Annotated in this window: 17 protein-coding genes and 1 tRNA gene; 3 read left to right on the plus strand and 15 right to left on the minus strand. The window is 38.1% G+C overall.

What is annotated here, in order from left to right:
• Positions 1 to 56: 56 nt before the first annotated feature.
• Together VIH09_RS09170 and VIH09_RS09175 are read right to left on the minus strand one after the other, a co-directional pair.
• Positions 57 to 509, minus strand: coding sequence for a hypothetical protein (locus VIH09_RS09170; RefSeq protein ID WP_331580175.1), 453 nt, complete (start codon positions 507 to 509; stop codon positions 57 to 59).
• A gap of 114 nt (positions 510 to 623) precedes the next feature.
• Positions 624 to 1556, minus strand: a complete 933-nt coding sequence (locus VIH09_RS09175) for a bifunctional riboflavin kinase/FAD synthetase (protein ID WP_331580177.1) — start codon at positions 1554 to 1556, stop codon at positions 624 to 626.
• Positions 1557 to 1756: 200 nt separating this feature from the next.
• Between VIH09_RS09175 and VIH09_RS09180 the strand changes: the two genes are divergently transcribed.
• Positions 1757 to 4435, plus strand: coding sequence for a reprolysin-like metallopeptidase (locus tag VIH09_RS09180; protein WP_331580179.1), 2679 nt, complete (start codon positions 1757 to 1759; stop codon positions 4433 to 4435).
• A 50-nt stretch (positions 4436 to 4485) separates the two neighbouring features.
• Here the strand turns inward: VIH09_RS09180 and pth are convergent, their stop codons facing one another.
• The 3 genes from pth to VIH09_RS09195 all read right to left on the minus strand — a co-directional run bounded on the left by pth (position 4486) and on the right by VIH09_RS09195 (position 7090).
• Entirely contained in the window at positions 4486 to 5160 is a 675-nt protein-coding gene (gene pth, locus VIH09_RS09185) for an aminoacyl-tRNA hydrolase (RefSeq protein WP_331580181.1), read from the minus strand.
• Between the two features lie 261 nt (positions 5161 to 5421).
• Positions 5422 to 6036 carry a 50S ribosomal protein L25/general stress protein Ctc gene (locus VIH09_RS09190; RefSeq protein WP_331580183.1) on the minus strand — a complete coding sequence of 205 codons (615 nt, stop codon included), beginning with the start codon at positions 6034 to 6036 and terminating at the stop codon, positions 5422 to 5424.
• 112 nt (positions 6037 to 6148) lie between these two features.
• Positions 6149 to 7090, minus strand: coding sequence for a ribose-phosphate pyrophosphokinase (locus VIH09_RS09195; protein ID WP_331580186.1), 942 nt, complete (start codon positions 7088 to 7090; stop codon positions 6149 to 6151).
• A 218-nt stretch (positions 7091 to 7308) separates the two neighbouring features.
• Here VIH09_RS09195 and VIH09_RS09200 point away from each other — a divergent pair.
• Positions 7309 to 7388 (plus strand) — tRNA-Leu (locus VIH09_RS09200).
• A gap of 407 nt (positions 7389 to 7795) precedes the next feature.
• Positions 7796 to 8497: a hypothetical protein gene (locus VIH09_RS09205; RefSeq protein WP_331580188.1), complete on the plus strand. Its 702-nt coding sequence runs from the start codon at positions 7796 to 7798 to the stop codon at positions 8495 to 8497.
• A gap of 70 nt (positions 8498 to 8567) precedes the next feature.
• Here the strand turns inward: VIH09_RS09205 and VIH09_RS09210 are convergent, their stop codons facing one another.
• The 10 genes from VIH09_RS09210 to nuoF all read right to left on the minus strand — a co-directional run bounded on the left by VIH09_RS09210 (position 8568) and on the right by nuoF (position 19221).
• Entirely contained in the window at positions 8568 to 9284 is a 717-nt protein-coding gene (locus VIH09_RS09210; protein WP_331580190.1) for a DsbA family oxidoreductase, read from the minus strand.
• 189 nt (positions 9285 to 9473) lie between these two features.
• The gene (locus VIH09_RS09215) at positions 9474 to 10844 is read right to left on the minus strand and encodes an NADH-quinone oxidoreductase subunit N (RefSeq protein ID WP_331580193.1); all 1371 of its coding nucleotides are present in this window, start codon (positions 10842 to 10844) and stop codon (positions 9474 to 9476) included.
• A 13-nt stretch (positions 10845 to 10857) separates the two neighbouring features.
• A complete protein-coding gene (locus VIH09_RS09220) occupies positions 10858 to 12300 on the minus strand; it encodes an NADH-quinone oxidoreductase subunit M (protein WP_331580195.1) in 1443 nt (480 codons plus the stop codon).
• Between the two features lie 9 nt (positions 12301 to 12309).
• Entirely contained in the window at positions 12310 to 14193 is a 1884-nt protein-coding gene (gene nuoL, locus VIH09_RS09225) for an NADH-quinone oxidoreductase subunit L (RefSeq protein WP_331580197.1), read from the minus strand.
• A gap of 6 nt (positions 14194 to 14199) precedes the next feature.
• Positions 14200 to 14520, minus strand: a complete 321-nt coding sequence (gene nuoK, locus VIH09_RS09230; protein WP_007137055.1) for an NADH-quinone oxidoreductase subunit NuoK — start codon at positions 14518 to 14520, stop codon at positions 14200 to 14202.
• A 1-nt stretch (position 14521) separates the two neighbouring features.
• Positions 14522 to 15034, minus strand: a complete 513-nt coding sequence (locus VIH09_RS09235; RefSeq protein ID WP_331580200.1) for an NADH-quinone oxidoreductase subunit J — start codon at positions 15032 to 15034, stop codon at positions 14522 to 14524.
• Positions 15034 to 15579: an NADH-quinone oxidoreductase subunit I gene (locus VIH09_RS09240; RefSeq protein ID WP_331580202.1), complete on the minus strand. Its 546-nt coding sequence runs from the start codon at positions 15577 to 15579 to the stop codon at positions 15034 to 15036. The genes VIH09_RS09235 and VIH09_RS09240 overlap by 1 nt, the downstream gene beginning before the upstream one ends.
• Positions 15580 to 15693: 114 nt before the next feature.
• Positions 15694 to 16746 (minus strand): NADH-quinone oxidoreductase subunit NuoH, encoded by a 1053-nt coding sequence (gene nuoH / locus VIH09_RS09245; protein ID WP_331580204.1) that lies wholly within the window; start codon positions 16744 to 16746, stop codon positions 15694 to 15696.
• Between the two features lie 3 nt (positions 16747 to 16749).
• Positions 16750 to 17793, minus strand: coding sequence for a 2Fe-2S iron-sulfur cluster-binding protein (locus VIH09_RS09250; protein ID WP_331580206.1), 1044 nt, complete (start codon positions 17791 to 17793; stop codon positions 16750 to 16752).
• Between the two features lie 60 nt (positions 17794 to 17853).
• A complete protein-coding gene (nuoF, locus tag VIH09_RS09255; RefSeq protein WP_331580208.1) occupies positions 17854 to 19221 on the minus strand; it encodes an NADH-quinone oxidoreductase subunit NuoF in 1368 nt (455 codons plus the stop codon).
• Between the last annotated feature and the right edge of the window lies 1 nt (position 19222).

Here is a 19222-nt window from a genome sequence, read left to right on the forward strand (position 1 = left end):
AAAAAAGGCAATTTGAAATGAAATAGCTGGTGTTTTTTTCAGAAGGACGAATCTCCTTATTTGACTTCATGTTTGTCAGAAACATAACGCGTGTCCCAATAGAGCATTAGCATAAAGGAGACTATTACAGCGGACACGATTCCTTCAAAAAGCAAACTGATGCTGTAAGTCATAATTGATGGTGTGCCTCCAAACAGGAAGGTTTTTGATAAGGATTGCAAGTAGGCATCACCACCTTTAATGTAGCTGTAGGCAATCAGGCCGACAATACTTAAAAACACCCCTGTGAGAGAAGTTAGTAGTGCGGAAACGGCGTTGCTGACAAATATGGTCTTCCCTTCTCGGTAGTTCATTTTGAGCGTTCTGTTGGTGCCATAAAAGACAAATAAAACGTTAAATAGGCGCAAGTAGTATAAATCGGCGAGTCCCAAAATCTCCATTAACATAAAATAGAGGCCAATACCAATGAAAATAATGATTCCGTTGTATAATTCTTTTGGCAGTTTCATACTTTTGGGTTTTTAAAGTTAAAAAATCATCTCTTTGATAAACAGGACAATACCTATCAAATTTACATAAAATATAAATATACTTTACGAAAAGTACTAAGAAATTTTTTAATTTTATCGAAGTGCATTCATGTAAGCTAATGCGAATTTCTTGTCTTTTTCCAATTGTACTTTTAATAAGTCAACTGAATCAAATTTTTGTTCCGGACGTATATATTGGAGTATGGAAACCGTTATTTCTTGGTCATATAAGTCCGAATCGAAATTAAAATAATGAATTTCAATGGATAAATTTTCTCCATCGACCGTTGGGTTAAAACCGATATTCATCATTCCGTAAACAGTTTCTTGCTCAATGGTACTTTTTACGATGTAAACGCCATTTTTGGGAATCAGTTTGTAATCTTCCTTGATTTTTAAGTTTGCAGTGGGAAACCCAATCGTTCTTCCTAGCTGTTTTCCTTTGAAAACCGTACCAGTCAGGAAATAGTCATACCCCAAATAATTGTTTGCCAATGTCATATTCCCTTCTGACAGTGCTTTTCTGATTTTAGTGGAACTCACTGAGATTTCATTTATTTCCTGGACGGATATTTGTTCCACTTCAAACCCATATTGATTACCAAAACAGATTAGATCGTCAATATTTGCTGTTCGGTTTCTTCCAAAACGATGATCATGCCCGATAATGATTTTATGGATGTGCAATTGATCGACAAGTACCGAACTGACAAATTCCTCTGCGGTCAATCTTGAGAAGCTTTCATCGAAGGGGTGAATGATAAGGTTTTGAATCCCGGTCTGTTCCAGTAAGGAAATTTTTTCCGACATGGTATTCAGTAGTTTTATGTTGGATTTCTCCTGCAATACAATCCGGGGATGCGGGAAAAATGTCAGCACCAGACTTTCATATTTGTCAATTTCGGTATTTTGCAATACCCTTTCCAAGATTTTTTTATGCCCAAAGTGTACCCCGTCAAAAGTACCTAAAGTGAGAATGGTTTTTTTTGTGGCACTGAAATCTTGTATCGAATGAAAAATTTTCAAAATATGTGTTTTATCGTGCCGCAAATTTATACTATCTATTTTAAATGCAAAGTATAGTGAATCGATTTTCATCGAATTAAGAGGAAATGGGAGCTAATAGTTTAAAATAAAGAATTAAATTTATGTATGACATATTATGGGGTTTTGCATTATGTATTAAGTTAAATGCTTTAATTTTGGAGTGTAATTATTGTTTAGCCATGAAAAAAAATATCCTATACATATTTATCTTGGTTTGGTGTTCGTCTATCCAAGCCCAAAATCAGATCCCTTGGAAAAGAATTGATCAAGGTTCTTCGCCTTCTTTTGATAATAAGACCAATGGATCCGGTTCTAATAAACAAGTCTTGTTTCGTTTAGATCAAGAGATGTTCATGCAATCATTGGCAACAGTTAGCAGCAAGACCCAAAAAGAGCGAAGAGTGGAAATTAATATTCCAAACATAAGTGGAGCTATGGAGAAGTTTCTGGTATGGGAGTCTTCCAATTTAGAACCTGAATTGCAAGCTAAATATCCTGACATCAGGGCTTACTCTGGAATTGGGCTTACTGATACTAAATCTACCATTAATTTTAGTTTGTCTCCAGAAGGGATCCAGACCATGGTTTTAAGAGGAGATAGTGGGTCGGAATTTATTGAGGCTTCCTCCAACGACAAAAATTCATATGTTGTTTTTAGTTCAAAAAACAAAAATGTTGGAAGTTTGCCTTTCTCTTGTAAAACGGAAGATGTGGCACTTAATCAACAACTGCTCAGTAAGACGAGTAAAATTTCGGCTAATAATAAAATTTTTAAAACATTGCGTTTAGCCCTGTCCTGCACTGGTGAGTATGGCGCTTTTCATGGAGGGACACAGGCCAAAGCACTTGCGGCAATGAATGCGACTATGACACGCGTCAATGGTATTTTTAATAAAGATTTGGCCGTAAAGTTGACTATTATTGCAAACAACAATTTGATAATATACACTAATGCCACTACGGACCCTTATTCGGAGGCAACCGCTGGTGTTGGAGGTGATTGGGCTCAGGAATTACAGACGAATTTAACCAATAAAATAGGTAGTGACAATTATGACATTGGTCATCTATTTGGAGCTTCAGGGGGAGGCGGGAATGCCGGTTGTATAGGATGTGTTTGTGTGCCCCCCTCGATAGACACTCCGTTAGCTAAGGGCAGCGCCTATACTTCACCGGCAGATGGCAAGCCCCAAGGTGATACCTTTGACATCGATTTTGTTGCTCATGAGATGGGACACCAACTTGGTGCGAATCACACTTTTTCATATTCGCCTGAGGGAACCGGAGTAAATGTTGAGCCTGGTAGCGGGTCCACTATTATGGGATATGCTGGAATAACAACGGATTACGATGTTCAAAATAGTTCCGATGATTATTTTGCGTATGCCAGCATTAAGCAAATTCAGGATAATCTAAATACAAAAACCTGTCCTGTTAGCACCCCTTTAACAAATAGTTCTCCAATTATAAGCGCAGGTCTCGATTATACGATTCCAAAAGGAACCGCTTTTGTTTTAAAAGGCACGGGATCAGACATTGATGGTGATGTAATAACCTATACTTGGGAACAAAATGATTCAGCGATCACTTCAGGTAGTGGGAATAGCTTGGCCGTTCCTACAAAGACGGACGGACCTTTGTTTCGATCTTTGTATCCTGGAAGTACCCCAATAAGGTATATGCCGGCTTACAACAGCGTCTTGTTTAATAAATTAACGAGTAAATGGGAATCGGTGTCGAGTGTGGCAAGAACGCTTCATTTTGTGTTAACGGCTAGGGACAATGCAGCGCTGGGAACTGCACAAACTAATTCAGACGAAATGATAGTAAATGTAAGTGGAGCAACCGGTCCATTTGCTGTAACCTCGCAGAATACGGAAAACCAAAGCTGGTTTCAAGGGACAAATCAAACGATAACTTGGAGCGTGAATGGGTCTGAGGCCTTGGGCGGATCAGCAAATGTAAACATTAGACTTTCCACTAACGGTGGATTGACTTTTCCGACAGTTTTGGTGGCTAATACTCCAAACGATGGTTCCCAGACAGTTGCGGTGCCAAATATTACGGCCAAAAATTGTCGGATTTTAATTGAGCCGACCGCAAATATTTTTTATGCCATTAATAGCAGTCCTTTTTCGATAGGGTATTCGGTTAAAACAAACTGCAGTTCCTATTCTTTTTCTGCGCCATTCCCAATACCGGAACAGGCGGCTTATACAACAAGGACAATCATATATCCCGCTTCGACAGAGTCCATTTCCGATGTTGATTTTAATGTGAATTTTACTCATGCCTTTCTCGCGGACGTTGAAATGGAAATAATAAGCCCAAAAGGCACAACCGTAAAATTGTTTGATAAGAGTTGCGGAAATAAAAATAGCACTTTAGTTATAAACTACGACGATTCGGGTGGAGATCTTGCTTGCGGATCCACCACCGCCCAAACGGTGGCCCCTTTTCAGGCCTTAGCTGCATTTAACGGTGAAAACCCTGAAGGAACTTGGACATTCAGAGTCAGGGATGCTTATTCTGGAGATTTGGGGACATTAAATTCGGCATCGATAACAATTTGTGCGCAAACGTTTACATTGTCTGCAGAGGATTTTGAAATTAGTGATTTTGTGATGTATCCGAACCCAAACAAGGGCGTTTTCAATGTGCGGTTCACGAGTCAATCCACAGATGGAGTGAAAGTGCTGGTTCATGATTTATTGGGCAGAAAACTATTCGAAAAGAACTATGAAAACGAAAGTAATTTCAATGAAAACATTCAATTGAAAAACGTGCAAGCGGGGCTTTACTTATTGACTGTTATTGACGGAGAACGAAGGGAAGTCAAAAAGATAGTGATTCAATAATTATTGTATAGAAAGCAAAAAAGGGAAGCGTATTTATATGCTTCCCTTTTTTATTTTCCGTTAAATGCGGTCATGGTATTTTCCAGTCCTGCGGTTCCAAATGATTTTATGATTTCAGATGCTATTTCCAGTCTTTCTGGAAGAGCGGTCTTTTCTGCATCATCCCAATCGCCCAACACGTAATCTATTTGTTTCCCCTTTTTGAACTCGTCACTGATGCCAAATCGAAAGCGGGTATATTGATTAGTGTTTAGGATTAAGTTGATGTTCTTTAGTCCATTGTGACCGCCGTCGCTTCCTTTTGGTTTGATGCGGATGGTTCCAAAGGACAGATTCAAATCATCCGTAATTACCAGTAGGTTTTCTAGTGGGATGTTTTCTTTTTCCATCCAATATTGCACTGCTTTCCCGCTTAAATTCATGTAAGTATTGGGCTTCAAGAGAAAAAAAGTCCTTCCCTTGAATTTGTATGTAGCTAGTGAGCCCAACTTGACGGTTTCGAACGAAAGCCCTTCTTTTTTGGCAAAATGATCAAGTATTTTGAACCCGATATTATGACGGGTATTCACGTACGCAGCGCCAATATTGCCAAGTCCCACAATTAAAAATTTATTACTCATGCTTTTTATATTGTTTTTTTGGTGTTCGTGAACCTCTGGTTTAATGGAATCAGTATTGTCTGCTGTTTGTTCTGATGAAAATATAGTTCTTATCCATTTTATCATGCTGCAAAAATAAGTTTATTTGATTGAAATAGGATTGAAAAATGCAATTAAGGGAGAATAATTTTTTGGATAGCCCTGATGGGAATGGCATCCTTTTATGCCAGTGCTTGGCATGAAAGATATAGTGGACAGCAGGAAAACTCGTCTTTGAAATTGATTGATTTCTGCTTCTAAAAAGAAAATACGTCCAAACGGTAAAATTTGGGCATAAAAAAAGCACCAGTTTTGCAACTGATGCTTTTTGAAATACTTGAAAAAATATTATTTTTTCTTTCCTTTTGCAGGTCCCGCTTTTGCTGCTTTTGCTGCTTCTTGAGCTGCTTTCATAGCTGCACGTGAGATCTTCACTTGACAAATTACTGTATTGTCAGGGTGCATGATTTTGAAGTTTGGAGTTGGCACTTTAGTAACGTATAATTTGTTACCCATGTCAAGTGGAGTAATGTCCGCTTCGATAAAATCAGGAAGATTTTTTGGCAACGCTTTTACTTTAAGTTTACGGTTGTTTAAACGTAAATCTCCACCAGCCATAACTCCTTTAGAGGAACCAATGATTTTAACTGGTACTTCCATAGTGATTTCTTTGTCTTCAAAAATTTGAAAGAAGTCAATATGCAAGATCTTGTCAGACACAGGGTGAACCTGAATGTCTTGAAGAATTGCATTGAATGATTTTTTGCTACCCAAATCAATCACAACTGTGTGTGCATTTGGAGTGTAAACCAAGCTTTTGAATGTTTTTTCTTCTGCTGAAAAATGTACTGGTTGATCTCCTCCGTATAACACGCAAGGAACCGCTCCAGCATTACGTAAGGCTTTAGTCGCAACTTTTCCCACGCTTTCTCTTTCTGATCCTTTAATTGTAATCGATTTCATTGTAAAAAATATATAGTTAATAATAATAAATTACTTGTTTGTCGCTTTAAGCGCAATGCTTTAAGCTTTTTTTTAACGGCAAGTCTATTGGCTTTCGCCTTTAGGTCAGTTGCTACATTAAAAATTTTCCACTGATGGAATTGTTGTGGTGCACCATGTGCATAACTTCGGCGAAAAGAGGTGCACAACTCACTACTCTTATTTTGTTCGATTTTTTCTTCAAAGGAATAGAATCGGTAACTATCAATTCCAATAACTTAGAATTTTCTATTTTTTCGTAAGCATCACCTGATAATATGGCGTGAGTACAAATCGCTCTAACGCTCAATGCCCCTTTTTCAATCATCAAATCAGCGGCTTTCGCCAATGTGCCACCAGTGTCAATCATGTCGTCCACAAGGATTACATGCTTGTCTTTCACTTCACCAATCAATTCCATGGTGTCGATGATGTTTGCTTCTTTTCTCTGTTTGTAACAGATTACTACGCTTGAATCTAAAAATTTAGAATAGGCGTAAGCTCTTTTTGAACCTCCCATATCAGGAGATGCTATAGTCAAATTTTCTAATCCCAAGCTTTTTACATATGGTAAAAATATTGTAGATGCGAAAAGGTGGTCAACTGGTTTCTCAAAAAATCCTTGAATCTGATCTGCATGCAAATCCATGGTCATGATTCTTGTTGCTCCGGCAGTTTCTAACAATTTTGCCGTTAGTTTTGCTCCTATCGGAACTCTCGGCTTGTCTTTTCTATCCTGTCTTGCCCAACCGAAGTAAGGAATTACAGCAGTTATATGTCTCGCCGAAGCACGTTTTGCAGCATCTATCATAAGTAACAATTCCATCAGGTTGTCTGAATTTGGAAATGTGGAACAAACAATAAACACACGTAAGCCTCTGATAGACTCTTCATAAGAAGGCTGGAACTCACCGTCACTGTATTTTGACATGGTAACCTTACCTAATGGGATTCCGTATTTTTCGGCAATCTGTTCCGCTAGATAAACACTTTGTGAACAAGCAAAAATTTTAGCTTCTGGTTCTAGGTGTGACATTTAATTTGTTGTTTTGTAGTTAGTTGTGTGTCTCGTTTTTAACGAGCTGCAAATTTATGAAATTTATTCAACTGTGAAAGGAAAAAATTAAGTATTTTTAGTAGAATTTTTAATATTATTTTTTACATTTGCACCGTGTTAAAGGAATCGATGGTTGATTTATAACAATCTCATCTTTTATTGCGTTGAAATAGCTGTCGCTATTTCATGTCTGCTAAGCCCGGATGGCGGAATTGGTAGACGCGCTGGTCTCAAACACCTGTGGGAAACCGTGCCGGTTCGACTCCGGCTCCGGGTACTTAAAAAGTCTGTAAATACTTGTTTATCAAGTATTACAGGCTTTTTTTTATGGATATTGCCCAAATACTAGCCCTTCTGTTTTAGGATATTGCCTGCTATCAGCAATCTAAGAGTGATGTAATCCTTAATTCGCATTAGTTAAGAACAGCAAAAAAAGGTGTTCTTCTGTACCGACTGGATGATAAAACAGTTGTTCTTTATTTCTTAAAAAAAAACTTTTGCTTGGCCGTTTATAAACGGTAAATAGTTGATTAATAATATTTTGTGTCATTAAAAATGCTTCGGATTCTTAACGCCAAAAGCCAACAAAATAGTTTTGGCACGCTACTTGAATATACCAAATCAAATAAGCAAAAGCGTAAGCCGAAAAGCTCAAGAGTAGGCAAAACACAAAATATAATTATCATGAAAAAAATTACCCTTTTAGTAGCTAGTATCTTCGTATTAGGCGGAAGTATAGCGAATGCCACAGAAAAAGTTAAAAGCGCCCACGAGAGAAGGTATGCGGTAGACTTTAGAAATGCCGATCCAATTGTATTTACCGAAAGAGGAGTGGAGTTCTTCGTTTTCGCTGACGGTCAATTCGATTTCAATACGCGTCCATCTACGAGAGAAACGTATTTCAAACCGAATAACGGTAGGGGAAATGTAAACAGGACTTATGGAGCCCCGATGAATAACAGAAGACAAGATTTTGGCGTTAAAGTAGAGCATGATGCTTTCGGAAAAGTGAGACGTATTGGAAATGTTTTTGTTAATTATGATGCGAATGGTAGAATCAAACGAGTTGGTTCGGTTTACATGACTTACAACCGTTTCGCTTTGGAACAAGTGGGAGGATTACAGATTATCTACAACCGTCGTGGTCAGATTGTTGACATAGTAGGGTCTGTGAAAGGACGTGAATTTGAAGGACCTATCCAAATTAACCGTTATGAGAACGACTACCAGTATGGAAACGAAAGAGGTCGAGATGAAGTGCCTACTCGTTATGAAGATGATTCAGATGAACAAGACCAGTACTATTTCAAGAAAAGTGACACTAAAGTGAAAGCTGCTGACACTAAAGTTACGGGAAGTTTGGATGTAAGAATAAATAGAAGATAGTTAGTCACAAGTTGTTAAAAAGAAACCCGCTGATATTTTTGTCAGCGGGTTTTTTGTTTTATGGAGTACTCTAGTCGCAGCCGTCTATACCGCAACTGTCGCCATCGCTGGTGTTCAGCAGCGTTGGTTTTGATTTGAATTCACCTTCTTCCCATACTTTTTCTAGGGTTTTAATGAATGTTTCAACATGTTGTGCTCCTGACACCGCATATTTATTGTCAAAGACGAAGAACGGAACCCCTTGGACGCCTATTGACTGTGCTTCAAGTATATCCTGCTTAACTTCTTTTGCGTAAGTATCAGAATGCAAAACGGCTTCAATTTCTTTAATGTCCAGTCCCGCTTCTGATCCTAGTTGGCTTAAGGTTTGTAAATTATTTATGTTTTTACCCTCGGTCAAGTAAGCTTTAAACAGCAGTTCTTCCAGTTGATCTGATAGATTGTGTTTCTTGGCCAAATGTAGCAGACGATGCGCATTAAATGAATTGGCCATTATCGCCTTCTCAAAATGGAAATCCAATCCTGAATTTTTGGCGTTTTGCGTCATACTGTGCATCATTTCCTGGGCCCACTGTTTGTCTTTTTGGTATTTCGTAGCCAAGTGTTCTACCATATCATCGTCTTCCGATGCGACGAAGCTGGAGTCCAACTGGAAACTTTTCCATTCGATTTCGACGGCATCTTTATGCTCGAATTGTTCTAAAGCGCCTTCAATCCTTCTTTTCCCTATGTAGCAATAAGGACACATGATGTCCGACCAGATTTGTATTTTCAGTTTATTTTCCATTGTATTTTTATTTATTGGAGCTTCAATTGTTTGTATATACAAATGTAAGGAATCTTCTTTGGAACTATATGGGGTTTATCTTTTAATTGGGAATTGTAGAGGATAGACTGAGAAATCGGTAATTCTTTATAAGCAAAAAACCCATCAAAATTGCTCTTGATGGGTTTTCGGATATTATTAGTTGAATTATTATGCCAGCAAGTCCAATACCAATGATGGGAATAAACCCAAAGCGATATTCAAAACAATCGCAATCACGGCAACAGCGTAAATAACAACTGGAGTTCCTGTTCTTGTTTCGTTTGGTTCTTTGGTGTACATCGCCAGGATCAATTTAAAGTAGTATCCTACGCTTATAATCGAATTCACTACGGCAACTATAACTAAAGCGATATAACCCGCTTGGATCGTTTGGTTGAACAAAACCATTTTCGCAAAAAATCCTGCAAAAATAGGGATACCGGCCATAGACAATAAAGACGCGGTTAGAATGGCGGCCAATAATGGGTTGGTCTTTCCTAATCCGTGGAAATTGGTGATGTCTTCGTTTTCTGTGTTTTTACACACATATAGAATTACACTGAAAGCTGCGATTCCTGCTAGGGCATAAGCTGAAGTGTAATACAATAAACTTCCTGCAGCATTGGTCACGCTTAGTAAAGTCATCAACATGAACCCGGCATGCGAAATACCGGAGTAGGCCAACATCCTTTTGACATTCACTTGTCGTAATGCCATAATATTTCCCAGCGTCATAGAAGCCATAGATATGATCACGACAACTATTTGGAAAGAAGCAGAGAGGTCTGCATTCATAACGTTCAGTAATTTAAACAATGTAGCGATAGCTACGACTTTCGCCAAAGTGCTCATTAAAGCAGTTGTCAAAGCTGGGGAACCTTCGTAAACATCTGGCGCCCAAAAATGAAATGGTACAGCCGCTATTTTGAAAAACATTCCGATTGTCACTAAAACGATTCCAATTGGAAACCAAACTGGTAGTTCTGCAGACCTTGATAGTTCGCTTATTTCTGTAACATCAAATGTTCCCATGGCTCCGTAGATCAAACAAATACCGAACAATATAATCCCAGAAGCGAAAGATCCCATTAGGAAATATTTCAATCCTGCTTCATTACTTTTGATACTCAATCGGTTGCTTGCCGCCAAAATGTATAGCGCAATAGACAACACTTCGATTCCCAAGAAGAACATCGCTAAGTTTCCAAAAGAAACCATTGCTACCGTTCCTGCCAGTAAAAACACTTTTATGGCAATGAAATCTGATATTTTAGTTTGATGGTTTTCATAAAACTTATGACTCAATGCCACCAAGAAAATTGTTAGTATGATAAACAAACCAGAGAATGCAGTGGAAAACTTATTTACAATAATCATGTTATTGTAATATGCTTCAGGAGAATTAAATTCAGATATGTTCAGACCAAGAACGGCCAATAATCCAATAATTGTTATGGGAACGATGGCTTTCCTTAATTCGAAAATTTCAAATAAAAGGCATAAAACACCTAATCCTATTATAGCTATTAATGTATTCATTTTTTTTATTTGACTAGTTAATTCTATTGATTTGAGTTAATATATTTTCCAAACTTGGAGTGATCAAGTCGGTAATTGGTTTTGGATACATTCCGAAAAAGAATAATACCGCAATGATTAGAACCAAAGCGAGTCCTTCTTTGAACGTTACATCAGCAAACACTTTTGTATTTGTTTCTCCCAGCATTACTTGTTGATACATTTTCAACATATAGTAAGCACCCAAGATAATTGTTGTTCCTCCTAAAAAGGCAAACCAAACATTGATTTGAGAAAGGCTATACAATACGGTAAACTCACCGACAAAGTTAAAAGTGGTAGGCAATGCCACTGATGCTAATACTAAAAGCAAGAACATCGAGGCGAATTTTGGCGATTGTGTGCGAATGCCACCCATTTCAGCAATAGTCCTGGTTTCGTATCTTCTGAAAATTATTTCAGAGATGAAGAACAACCCAACCACTACAAATCCGTGGGCAATCATTTGTAAAACCGCACCGCGTAGTCCGTCAATAGTCAAAGTATATGTACCTGCCGCGATTAGTCCAACGTGGGCTAATGAAGAGTAAGCCAATAGTTTCTTCAAGTCTTTTTGTCTCAAAGCCACAATTGAACCGTAAAGTACTCCAGCAACTCCAAGGCTGATGAAGATATACATGTATTCTTTTGCTGCAAGCGGAGCAATAGGTAATTGCCAACGAATTATACTGTAAAGACCCATTTTTAACATGATTCCAGAAAGAAGCATTGTACCTACGGCTGGTGCTTTTTGGTATACATTCGCTTGCCATGTATGGAAAGGAATAATTGGGATTTTAATAGCATAAGCTAAGAAGAATGCCAGGAATATCCATAATTGTTCTGTCGCTGATAAGTTCAATTTGTATAGGTCTTCTATCAAGAAGCTTCCCGCTTGTTGGTATAAGTATATGAATGCAATAAGCATAAACAAGGAACCTGCAAGAGTGTAGATAAAGAATTTTACCACCGCTTTTTTACGTTCTTCGGTATCACCGTTACCCCAAATTAAAGCAATAAAGTAAATAGGGATTAAAGATAGTTCCCAGAAGATATAATATAAAAGTCCATCTGCTGCAAGGAAAGTTCCGACCATTGCAAATGACATAAATAGGATTAACGAATAAAAGGCTTTCGCATTTTTGTATTCAGTTCCAAATGAAGTGAAAATGATAATCGGTGTCAATGCCGTTGTCAATAAAAGCATGGCTATTGATAATCCATCGGCTTTTAGGGCAAAAGAAACATTGGGTTGGTTGATCCATTGGTGCAAAAAGCTAATGTTTTCACCCAAATTAAAATGGTTTAACAATACAATCGAAGATCCTAGAGCGGATAATCCAAAGAACAAAGCGACTTTTGAAGCCAGTTTGTCACCAGCGATATAAGTTGCAATTGCGCCAACTAAAAGTATAATTAATATTAGAGATACATTCATAGTATAAAATTATTGAGCTAAAAATAAATAGGTTATGATGGCACAGATGCCCAATACAAAAACAAAAAGGTAACGTCCGATGCTTCCGTTTTGTAATTTTTTACCTTGAAAACCTATTTCGTAGGTTACTTTTCCTAATCCGAAAACTAAAGTCGACAAAGTGGTTTCCACATTATCTCTAAAGAATTTTGACAAACCGTTTATTGATTTCACGAATATGGAATCGTAAATTTCGTCAACATAGTATTTATTGTAAAGCACTTTGGCAAAACCACCGATTTTTGCATCCTCCTCAGGAACGAGGTTCTGTTTGATGTATTTGGAATAGGCAATCCCAATTCCGACTAACCCACCGATCACTGCAATTAACATTAACATATATTCCGAAGTGCCAAAGTGATGTTCTTCTGTAGCTACTTTTGTAAATAAAGGCGATAGGTATTCATTTAACCAACTATTACTTGGTAAACTTATCAATCCTCCTAATGCCGCTAATATTGCCAAGACAATTAGTGGAAAAGTAATAAGTGCAGGACTTTCGTGCAAATGACTTTTTTGTTCTGCAGTACCTCTAAAATCGTTGAAGAAGGTAAGGTACAAGAGTCGGAACATATAGAAAGCGGTCATTAGGGATGCCAATGAAGCGATGAACCAAAGTATTTTGTTGTGCTCAAAAGCTACCATCAAGATTTCATCTTTCGAGAAAAACCCTGAAAAAGGAGGGATTCCTGAAATGGCCAATGAAGAGATTAAGAAAGTTACAAAGGTGATAGTCATCACTTTTTTCAATCCACCCATTTTGCGCATGTCCTGTTCGCCATGTAAAGCGTGTATTACTGAACCTGAACCCAAGAACAAACAAGCTTTGAAGAAAGCGTGTGTGATAACGTGGAAAACGGCTACTTCGTAAGCACCCAATCCTAATGCCAAGAACATTAACCCCAATTGAGAAACAGTAGAGTAGGCCAGTACTTTTTTGATATCGGTTTGAACCAATGCAATAGTTGCAGCCACAAGAGAAGTAACGGCTCCTACAATAGCAATGATGTTTTGAACGTCTGGAGCTAAATCGAAAACGAAATTCAATCTGGTAATCATAAAGATACCTGCAGTTACCATCGTTGCAGCATGTATTAATGCCGAAACTGGTGTAGGCCCTGCCATCGCATCTGGTAACCAAGTATACAAAGGTATTTGTGCTGATTTTCCACAAGCTCCAATGAACAAAGCAAAAGCCGCTGCAGAAATCCAATACATATTAAGATCGGTAGCGCCAGCAATAGCTGTTTTTAGGGTTGCGTAATCCAAAGTGGAAAACAAAGATCCGATGATGAATATGCCGATTAACAATCCTAGATCCCCGATTCTATTCATGATAAATGCTTTCTTGGCAGCATCATTGAACTCTTGGTTTTTATGCCAGAACCCGATAAGAAGATAAGAACAAAGTCCAACTCCTTCCCAACCGATGAATAATACTAATAGATTACTTCCAATTACCAAAGTGATCATGAAGAATATGAACAGGTTCAAATATGCAAAATACTTATGCATGTTCTCGTCATCATGCATATAGCTGATCGAGTACATATGAATTAATGATCCAATTCCTGTCACAAAAAGCAACCATAGAATAGATAATTGGTCTAATAGAAAACCAAAATCGACCTTGAAATTACTGATTTGAATCCAATCGAACAATTGAATTTGGATGGGTTGCTGGGTTTGGTTGATCTGCATGAAAAAGTATACAGAAGCGGCAAATGAAACCGCGACAGTAAGCGTCCCAATAATTCCGGAAGCCGATTTCCCGATACTTTTTCCGAAGAAAACATTAAATAAAAATCCTATAAAAGGAGCTAATAATAAGAGTAAAGTTAAACTTGTATCCATTGAAATTTATCCTTTTAAGTTTTTTAAATTATTGATGTCAATCGAACCTAAATTTCTAAATATCGAAACTAGAATGGCTAATCCTACGGCGACTTCGGCAGCGGCCACAGCCATCGAGAAAAACACGAAAATTTGTCCCTGGGCGTCCTGATGGTAGGTCGAAAAAGCAACAAACAAAAGGTTCACTGCATTAAGCATGATTTCGATAGACATAAATACGATGATGGCATTTCGTCTGTATAAAACTCCAAAAACCCCAATACTAAAAAGTATCACAGAAAGGAAGATATAGTTTTCGATGCCTATTTCATTTAAAATATTGTTCATTTTATTTCTCTGTTTTTTCTTTTTTAGACAATAGAACAGTTCCAATCATTGCCACTAAAAGCAATATTGATGCGAATTCGAAAGGAACCATGTACTCGTTCAGTAGCACTTTTCCTAAAACTTTTATGGATTGGTAATCTTGACCGGTAAAATCATACGGTCCAATAATTGGTTTTGAGTTCATGAAAACGGCAAGCAATACCAGACAAATCAAACAAAAGGAAACGATAGCCCCTAAACGTGTGATTCTTGGTTTGTGAACTTCATTTTCTTTATTCAAATTCATCAACATGATAGTAAATAAGAACAAAATCATGATCGCTCCCGAGTACACAATGATATGAACCACAGCCAAGAATTGCGAGTTCAACAATAAATAGTGTCCTGCAATCGAGAAAAAACAAACCACAAGATACAGCGCGCTGTGTATAGGGTTTTTGCTAAAGATTGTCATAAATGCAGTCGCTAATGTGATGGCAGATAAAAAACAAAAAATAATAAGTATAGTTGACATTAGTTAGCGTTTTTAAGTTGTGCATTTTTCATTGCGATATCTAAAGGCATGACCAATTTATCTTTTCCAAAAATAAAATCTTCTCTTTCGTAACTTGAAGGAACCAATACTTTCGAGGTAGTCAAGTAAATAGCGTCTTTTGGACAAGCTTCCTCGCACAATCCACAAAATATACAACGCAACATATTGATTTCGTATATCGATGCATATTTTTCCTCGCGGTACAAATGTTTTTCTTCTGGTTTACGTTCCTCCGCTTTCATCGTAATCGCTTCCGCGGGACATGATAAAGCGCATAATCCACAAGCGGTACAGTTTTCTCTACCTTGCTCATCGCGTTTCAACATATGTTGACCACGGTAAACAGGGCTCATTTCACGAACTTCTTCCGGATATTGAATCGTAACTTTTCTGGTGAATAAATGCTTGATTGTGATCATCAAACCTTTGACAATCGCAACAATATACATTCTTTCCCAAAAGGTCATCTCTTTGTTAGAGACTTGCTTTTTTCTTCCCGATAAGGAGATGGCTTCTATTGACATTTTTTAATTTTTATTTAAAGCTTATTCCTGCTATCCGTTTCAATCTTAAAGTTTTTAAAGAAAAAACTTTAAGGATTTACTCTGCTATCAGGGCTAGGCATTTTTTGATGCTATTTAAAATCCTAAATAAATTGCTATTTCTGCTCTTAAAATCACCAAACCAGTGATGATAATATTGATGATAGATAATGGAATTAATACTCTCCAACCTAAATGCATCAATTGATCATATCTGAATCTTGGAATAGTCCATCTTACCCACATGTAAAAGAAGATGAAGAAACATATTTTAGCAAATAAAACAGCAATTCCTATTACGTTAGCAATATTTACGCCCCAGTTTTCAACAGCCCAAGCCATTCCAGGATAATTGTATGCCCCAAAGAATAAAACAGCTAGGATAGTGGAGGAAATAAACATATTTGCATATTCAGCAAATAAGTAGAAACCCATTTTCATCGATGAATATTCGGTGTGGTATCCACCAATCAATTCACTCTCGCATTCCGCTAAATCAAAAGGAGTCCTGTTAGTTTCAGCAAATGCACAAATCAAGAAAATGAAAAAGGAAAGTGGTTGGTAAAATACGTTCCAATGCATCCCCGGTTGTTGAGCTGCAATTTCTCTTAGGCTCAATGTCCCAGTCATCATCAATAAAGCAATGATAGACAATCCCATGGCTACCTCATAAGAAATCATCTGTGATGCGGCACGAACGGCTCCCATCAAAGAGAACTTGTTGTTTGAAGCCCATCCACCAATCATGATTCCGTAAACACCCACTGACATCACACCAATAACATATAGCAATGCAACATCAATATCTGTCGCTTGTAAAATAATATCTCTCCCGAAAAGGTGGAACTTGTCACCCCAAGGAATAACTGCGCTTGTCATCAAAGCCGTACTCATGGCAATGGCTGGTCCTACGAAAAACAAAAATCTATTTGGCGTGTTTGGCTCAAATTCTTCTTTCGAAAATAATTTCAAACCATCGGCAAGAGGTTGTAAAATCCCGCCTTTACCCGCTCTGTTAGGCCCAATTCTGTCTTGAAGCCAAGCTGCAACCTTACGTTCGGCAAGTGTGGAATACATGGCCATAAGCATCGTAATTGCAAATACAACCAGAATGATGACGCTCTTTTCTATAATTATAGTACTATCCATTCGTTAAAGATTACCGTGTTTAAATTTTTCCTCATCTTCTTTATCCAATGGGATAGCAGGCATACTGATTTTTATGCGGTCTTGTTCTCTACCTTTAAGAATCCCTTCTTCGGTGGCAATATGAACGGTGTCTAGTTTTTGTGTGTAATTGTTTTGATTGATGACAGAGTCTTTGTCAAACTCTCTTGGTCCTTCAATAACCCAGTCCTTTGGATCTTTATGGTCAAAACGACATCCGTTACAGATGAATTCTTCTACCTCATGGTAAATGTCTTTCCTTCCCGTTACTCTTTGTATTTCGTCACCAAACATCCAAAGTGTTGTTTTCCCGCAACATTTGTCGCAGTCTCTATGCGCATCAAAAGGCTTGTTGAACCAAACTCTTGATTTGAAACGGAAAGTTTTGTCGGTTAATGCACCCACTGGGCAAACATCGATCATGTTTCCGGAGAATTCATTGTCGATTGCTTTTGAGATACAAGTAGATATGTTAGAATGGTCTCCTCTGTCCATAACTCCGTGTACACGATTGTCTGTCAATTGATCAGCAACCATTACACAACGGTAGCAAAGAATACAACGATTCATGTGTAATTGAATATTCGGACCTATATTTTCTGGTTCAAAAGTTCTTTTCTCTTCTATGAAACGGCTTTTTGATTTTCCGTGTTCGAAGCTCAAATCTTGCAAATCGCATTCTCCCGCTTGGTCACAAATTGGACAATCCAATGGGTGATTGATCAATAAAAATTCGGTTACGGATTGTCTCGCTTCTCTTACTCTTTCTGAAGATTTGCTGTTCACTTCCATCCCGTCCATGCATCCCGTTACACAGGAAGCCATCAGTTTTGGCATTGGTCTCGGATCTGCTTCGCTTCCTTTTGCTACTTCCACTAAACAACAACGGCATTTTCCGCCGCTTCCCTTTAGTTTAGAATAATAGCACATTGCTGGGGGAACTGATTCTCCTCCAATCATACGTGCCGCTTGCAAGATGGTTGTCCCTGCTTCAACTTCAATTTCTTGACCGTCTATTGTTACTTTCATTTTATTTATGCCTTAATGTCAATCGTTTTATAACGCTCGACTTTTTAACTTCGACTTAACTTATACTATTACTTTAGAAACCAAATGCTTTACCTTTTCAAAAGGTTCTGCAACAAAATGGTTTCTGTTTTTTATTTTTTCCGGGAAACGAACGTGGTATTCAAACTCGTCCCTGAAATGACGAATAGCTGCTGCTACAGGCCATGAAGCCGCGTCCCCTAATGGACAAATCGTATTTCCTTCAATTTTACTTTGGATGCTCCAAAGCAAATCGATATCTTCCTCACGTCCTTGACCGTTTTCGATACGCCACAGTACTTTTTCTAACCAACCTGTCCCTTCGCGACATGGTGAACATTGTCCACAACTTTCATGATGATAAAAACGGGCAAAATTCCAAGTGTTTCTTACAATACAAGCTGTATCGTCATATACGATGAATCCACCCGAACCTAACATCGATCCTGTGGCAAATCCTCCATCACTCAAAGACTCATAAGTCATCAAACGGTCATCGCCATTTGCTGTTTTATAAATCAGATCAGCAGGTAAAATTGGCACAGACGAACCTCCAGGTACTAATGCCTTCAAAGGTCTGATAGAACTCATTCCTCCTAAATATTCGTCAGAATTCATGAATTCGTATACGCTTAGTCCCAATTCAATTTCATATACACCAGGATTTTTGACATGCCCAGAAGCCGAAATTAATTTGGTACCTGTCGATCTTCCAATTCCTATTTTTGAATATTCATCGCCTGAATTGTTTACGATCCATGGCACTGAAGCGATTGTTTCCACGTTATTTACCACTGTAGGGTTTGCCCACAATCCAGAAACTGCAGGAAATGGTGGCTTGATGCGAGGATTCCCTCTTTTTCCTTCCAATGATTCGATCAAAGCGGTTTCTTCGCCACAGATGTAAGCACCAGCGCCACAATGAACGTAAAGTTCCAAGTCGTATCCGGTTCCCAATATGTTTTTTCCTAACCATCCTGCAGCTTTCGCTTCGGCAATGGCTCTTTCCAGAATTTTGTAAACCCACATGTATTCCCCACGGATGTAGATATACGATAGGTTTGCGCCCAATGCAAAACTGGAAGTGATCATTCCTTCAATCAGTAAGTGAGGAATAAATTCCATCAAATAACGGTCTTTGAATGTTCCCGGTTCTGATTCATCTGCGTTGCAAACTAAATGTCTTGGTTTTCCTGATTTTTTGTCAATAAAACTCCATTTCAATCCAGCAGGGAAACCGGCACCACCACGACCTCGAAGTCCTGAGTTTTTCACCTCTTCCACTACTGCATCAGGAGTCATTTCTTTCATTGCCTTTTCTACCGAAGCATAACCGCCATTTTGGCGATATACCTCGTAAGTTTTGATCCCGGGAACGTTTATTTTATCTAATAATATTTTTTTTGACATC

The sequence above is a fragment of the Flavobacterium sp. genome, from assembly GCF_036515215.1.
In the GTDB taxonomy this organism is placed as follows: Bacteria; Bacteroidota; Bacteroidia; order Flavobacteriales; family Flavobacteriaceae; genus Flavobacterium.

What these genes read in the sequence shown, in the direction of transcription:
- VIH09_RS09170 (WP_331580175.1), bottom strand. Translation starts at nt 509, where the DNA reads ATGAAACTGCCAAAAGAATTATACAACGGAATCATTATTTTCATTGGT.
- VIH09_RS09180 (WP_331580179.1), top strand. Translation starts at nt 1,757, where the DNA reads ATGAAAAAAAATATCCTATACATATTTATCTTGGTTTGGTGTTCGTCT.
- pth (WP_331580181.1), bottom strand. Translation starts at nt 5,160, where the DNA reads ATGATAAAATGGATAAGAACTATATTTTCATCAGAACAAACAGCAGAC.
- VIH09_RS09190 (WP_331580183.1), bottom strand. Translation starts at nt 6,036, where the DNA reads ATGAAATCGATTACAATTAAAGGATCAGAAAGAGAAAGCGTGGGAAAA.
- VIH09_RS09195 (WP_331580186.1), bottom strand. Translation starts at nt 7,090, where the DNA reads ATGTCACACCTAGAACCAGAAGCTAAAATTTTTGCTTGTTCACAAAGT.
- VIH09_RS09205 (WP_331580188.1), top strand. Translation starts at nt 7,796, where the DNA reads ATGAAAAAAATTACCCTTTTAGTAGCTAGTATCTTCGTATTAGGCGGA.
- VIH09_RS09210 (WP_331580190.1), bottom strand. Translation starts at nt 9,284, where the DNA reads ATGGAAAATAAACTGAAAATACAAATCTGGTCGGACATCATGTGTCCT.
- VIH09_RS09215 (WP_331580193.1), bottom strand. Translation starts at nt 10,844, where the DNA reads ATGAATACATTAATAGCTATAATAGGATTAGGTGTTTTATGCCTTTTA.
- VIH09_RS09220 (WP_331580195.1), bottom strand. Translation starts at nt 12,300, where the DNA reads ATGAATGTATCTCTAATATTAATTATACTTTTAGTTGGCGCAATTGCA.
- nuoL (WP_331580197.1), bottom strand. Translation starts at nt 14,193, where the DNA reads ATGGATACAAGTTTAACTTTACTCTTATTATTAGCTCCTTTTATAGGA.
- nuoK (WP_007137055.1), bottom strand. Translation starts at nt 14,520, where the DNA reads ATGAACAATATTTTAAATGAAATAGGCATCGAAAACTATATCTTCCTT.
- VIH09_RS09235 (WP_331580200.1), bottom strand. Translation starts at nt 15,034, where the DNA reads ATGTCAACTATACTTATTATTTTTTGTTTTTTATCTGCCATCACATTA.
- VIH09_RS09240 (WP_331580202.1), bottom strand. Translation starts at nt 15,579, where the DNA reads ATGTCAATAGAAGCCATCTCCTTATCGGGAAGAAAAAAGCAAGTCTCT.
- nuoH (WP_331580204.1), bottom strand. Translation starts at nt 16,746, where the DNA reads ATGGATAGTACTATAATTATAGAAAAGAGCGTCATCATTCTGGTTGTA.
- VIH09_RS09250 (WP_331580206.1), bottom strand. Translation starts at nt 17,793, where the DNA reads ATGAAAGTAACAATAGACGGTCAAGAAATTGAAGTTGAAGCAGGGACA.
- nuoF (WP_331580208.1), bottom strand. Translation starts at nt 19,221, where the DNA reads ATGTCAAAAAAAATATTATTAGATAAAATAAACGTTCCCGGGATCAAA.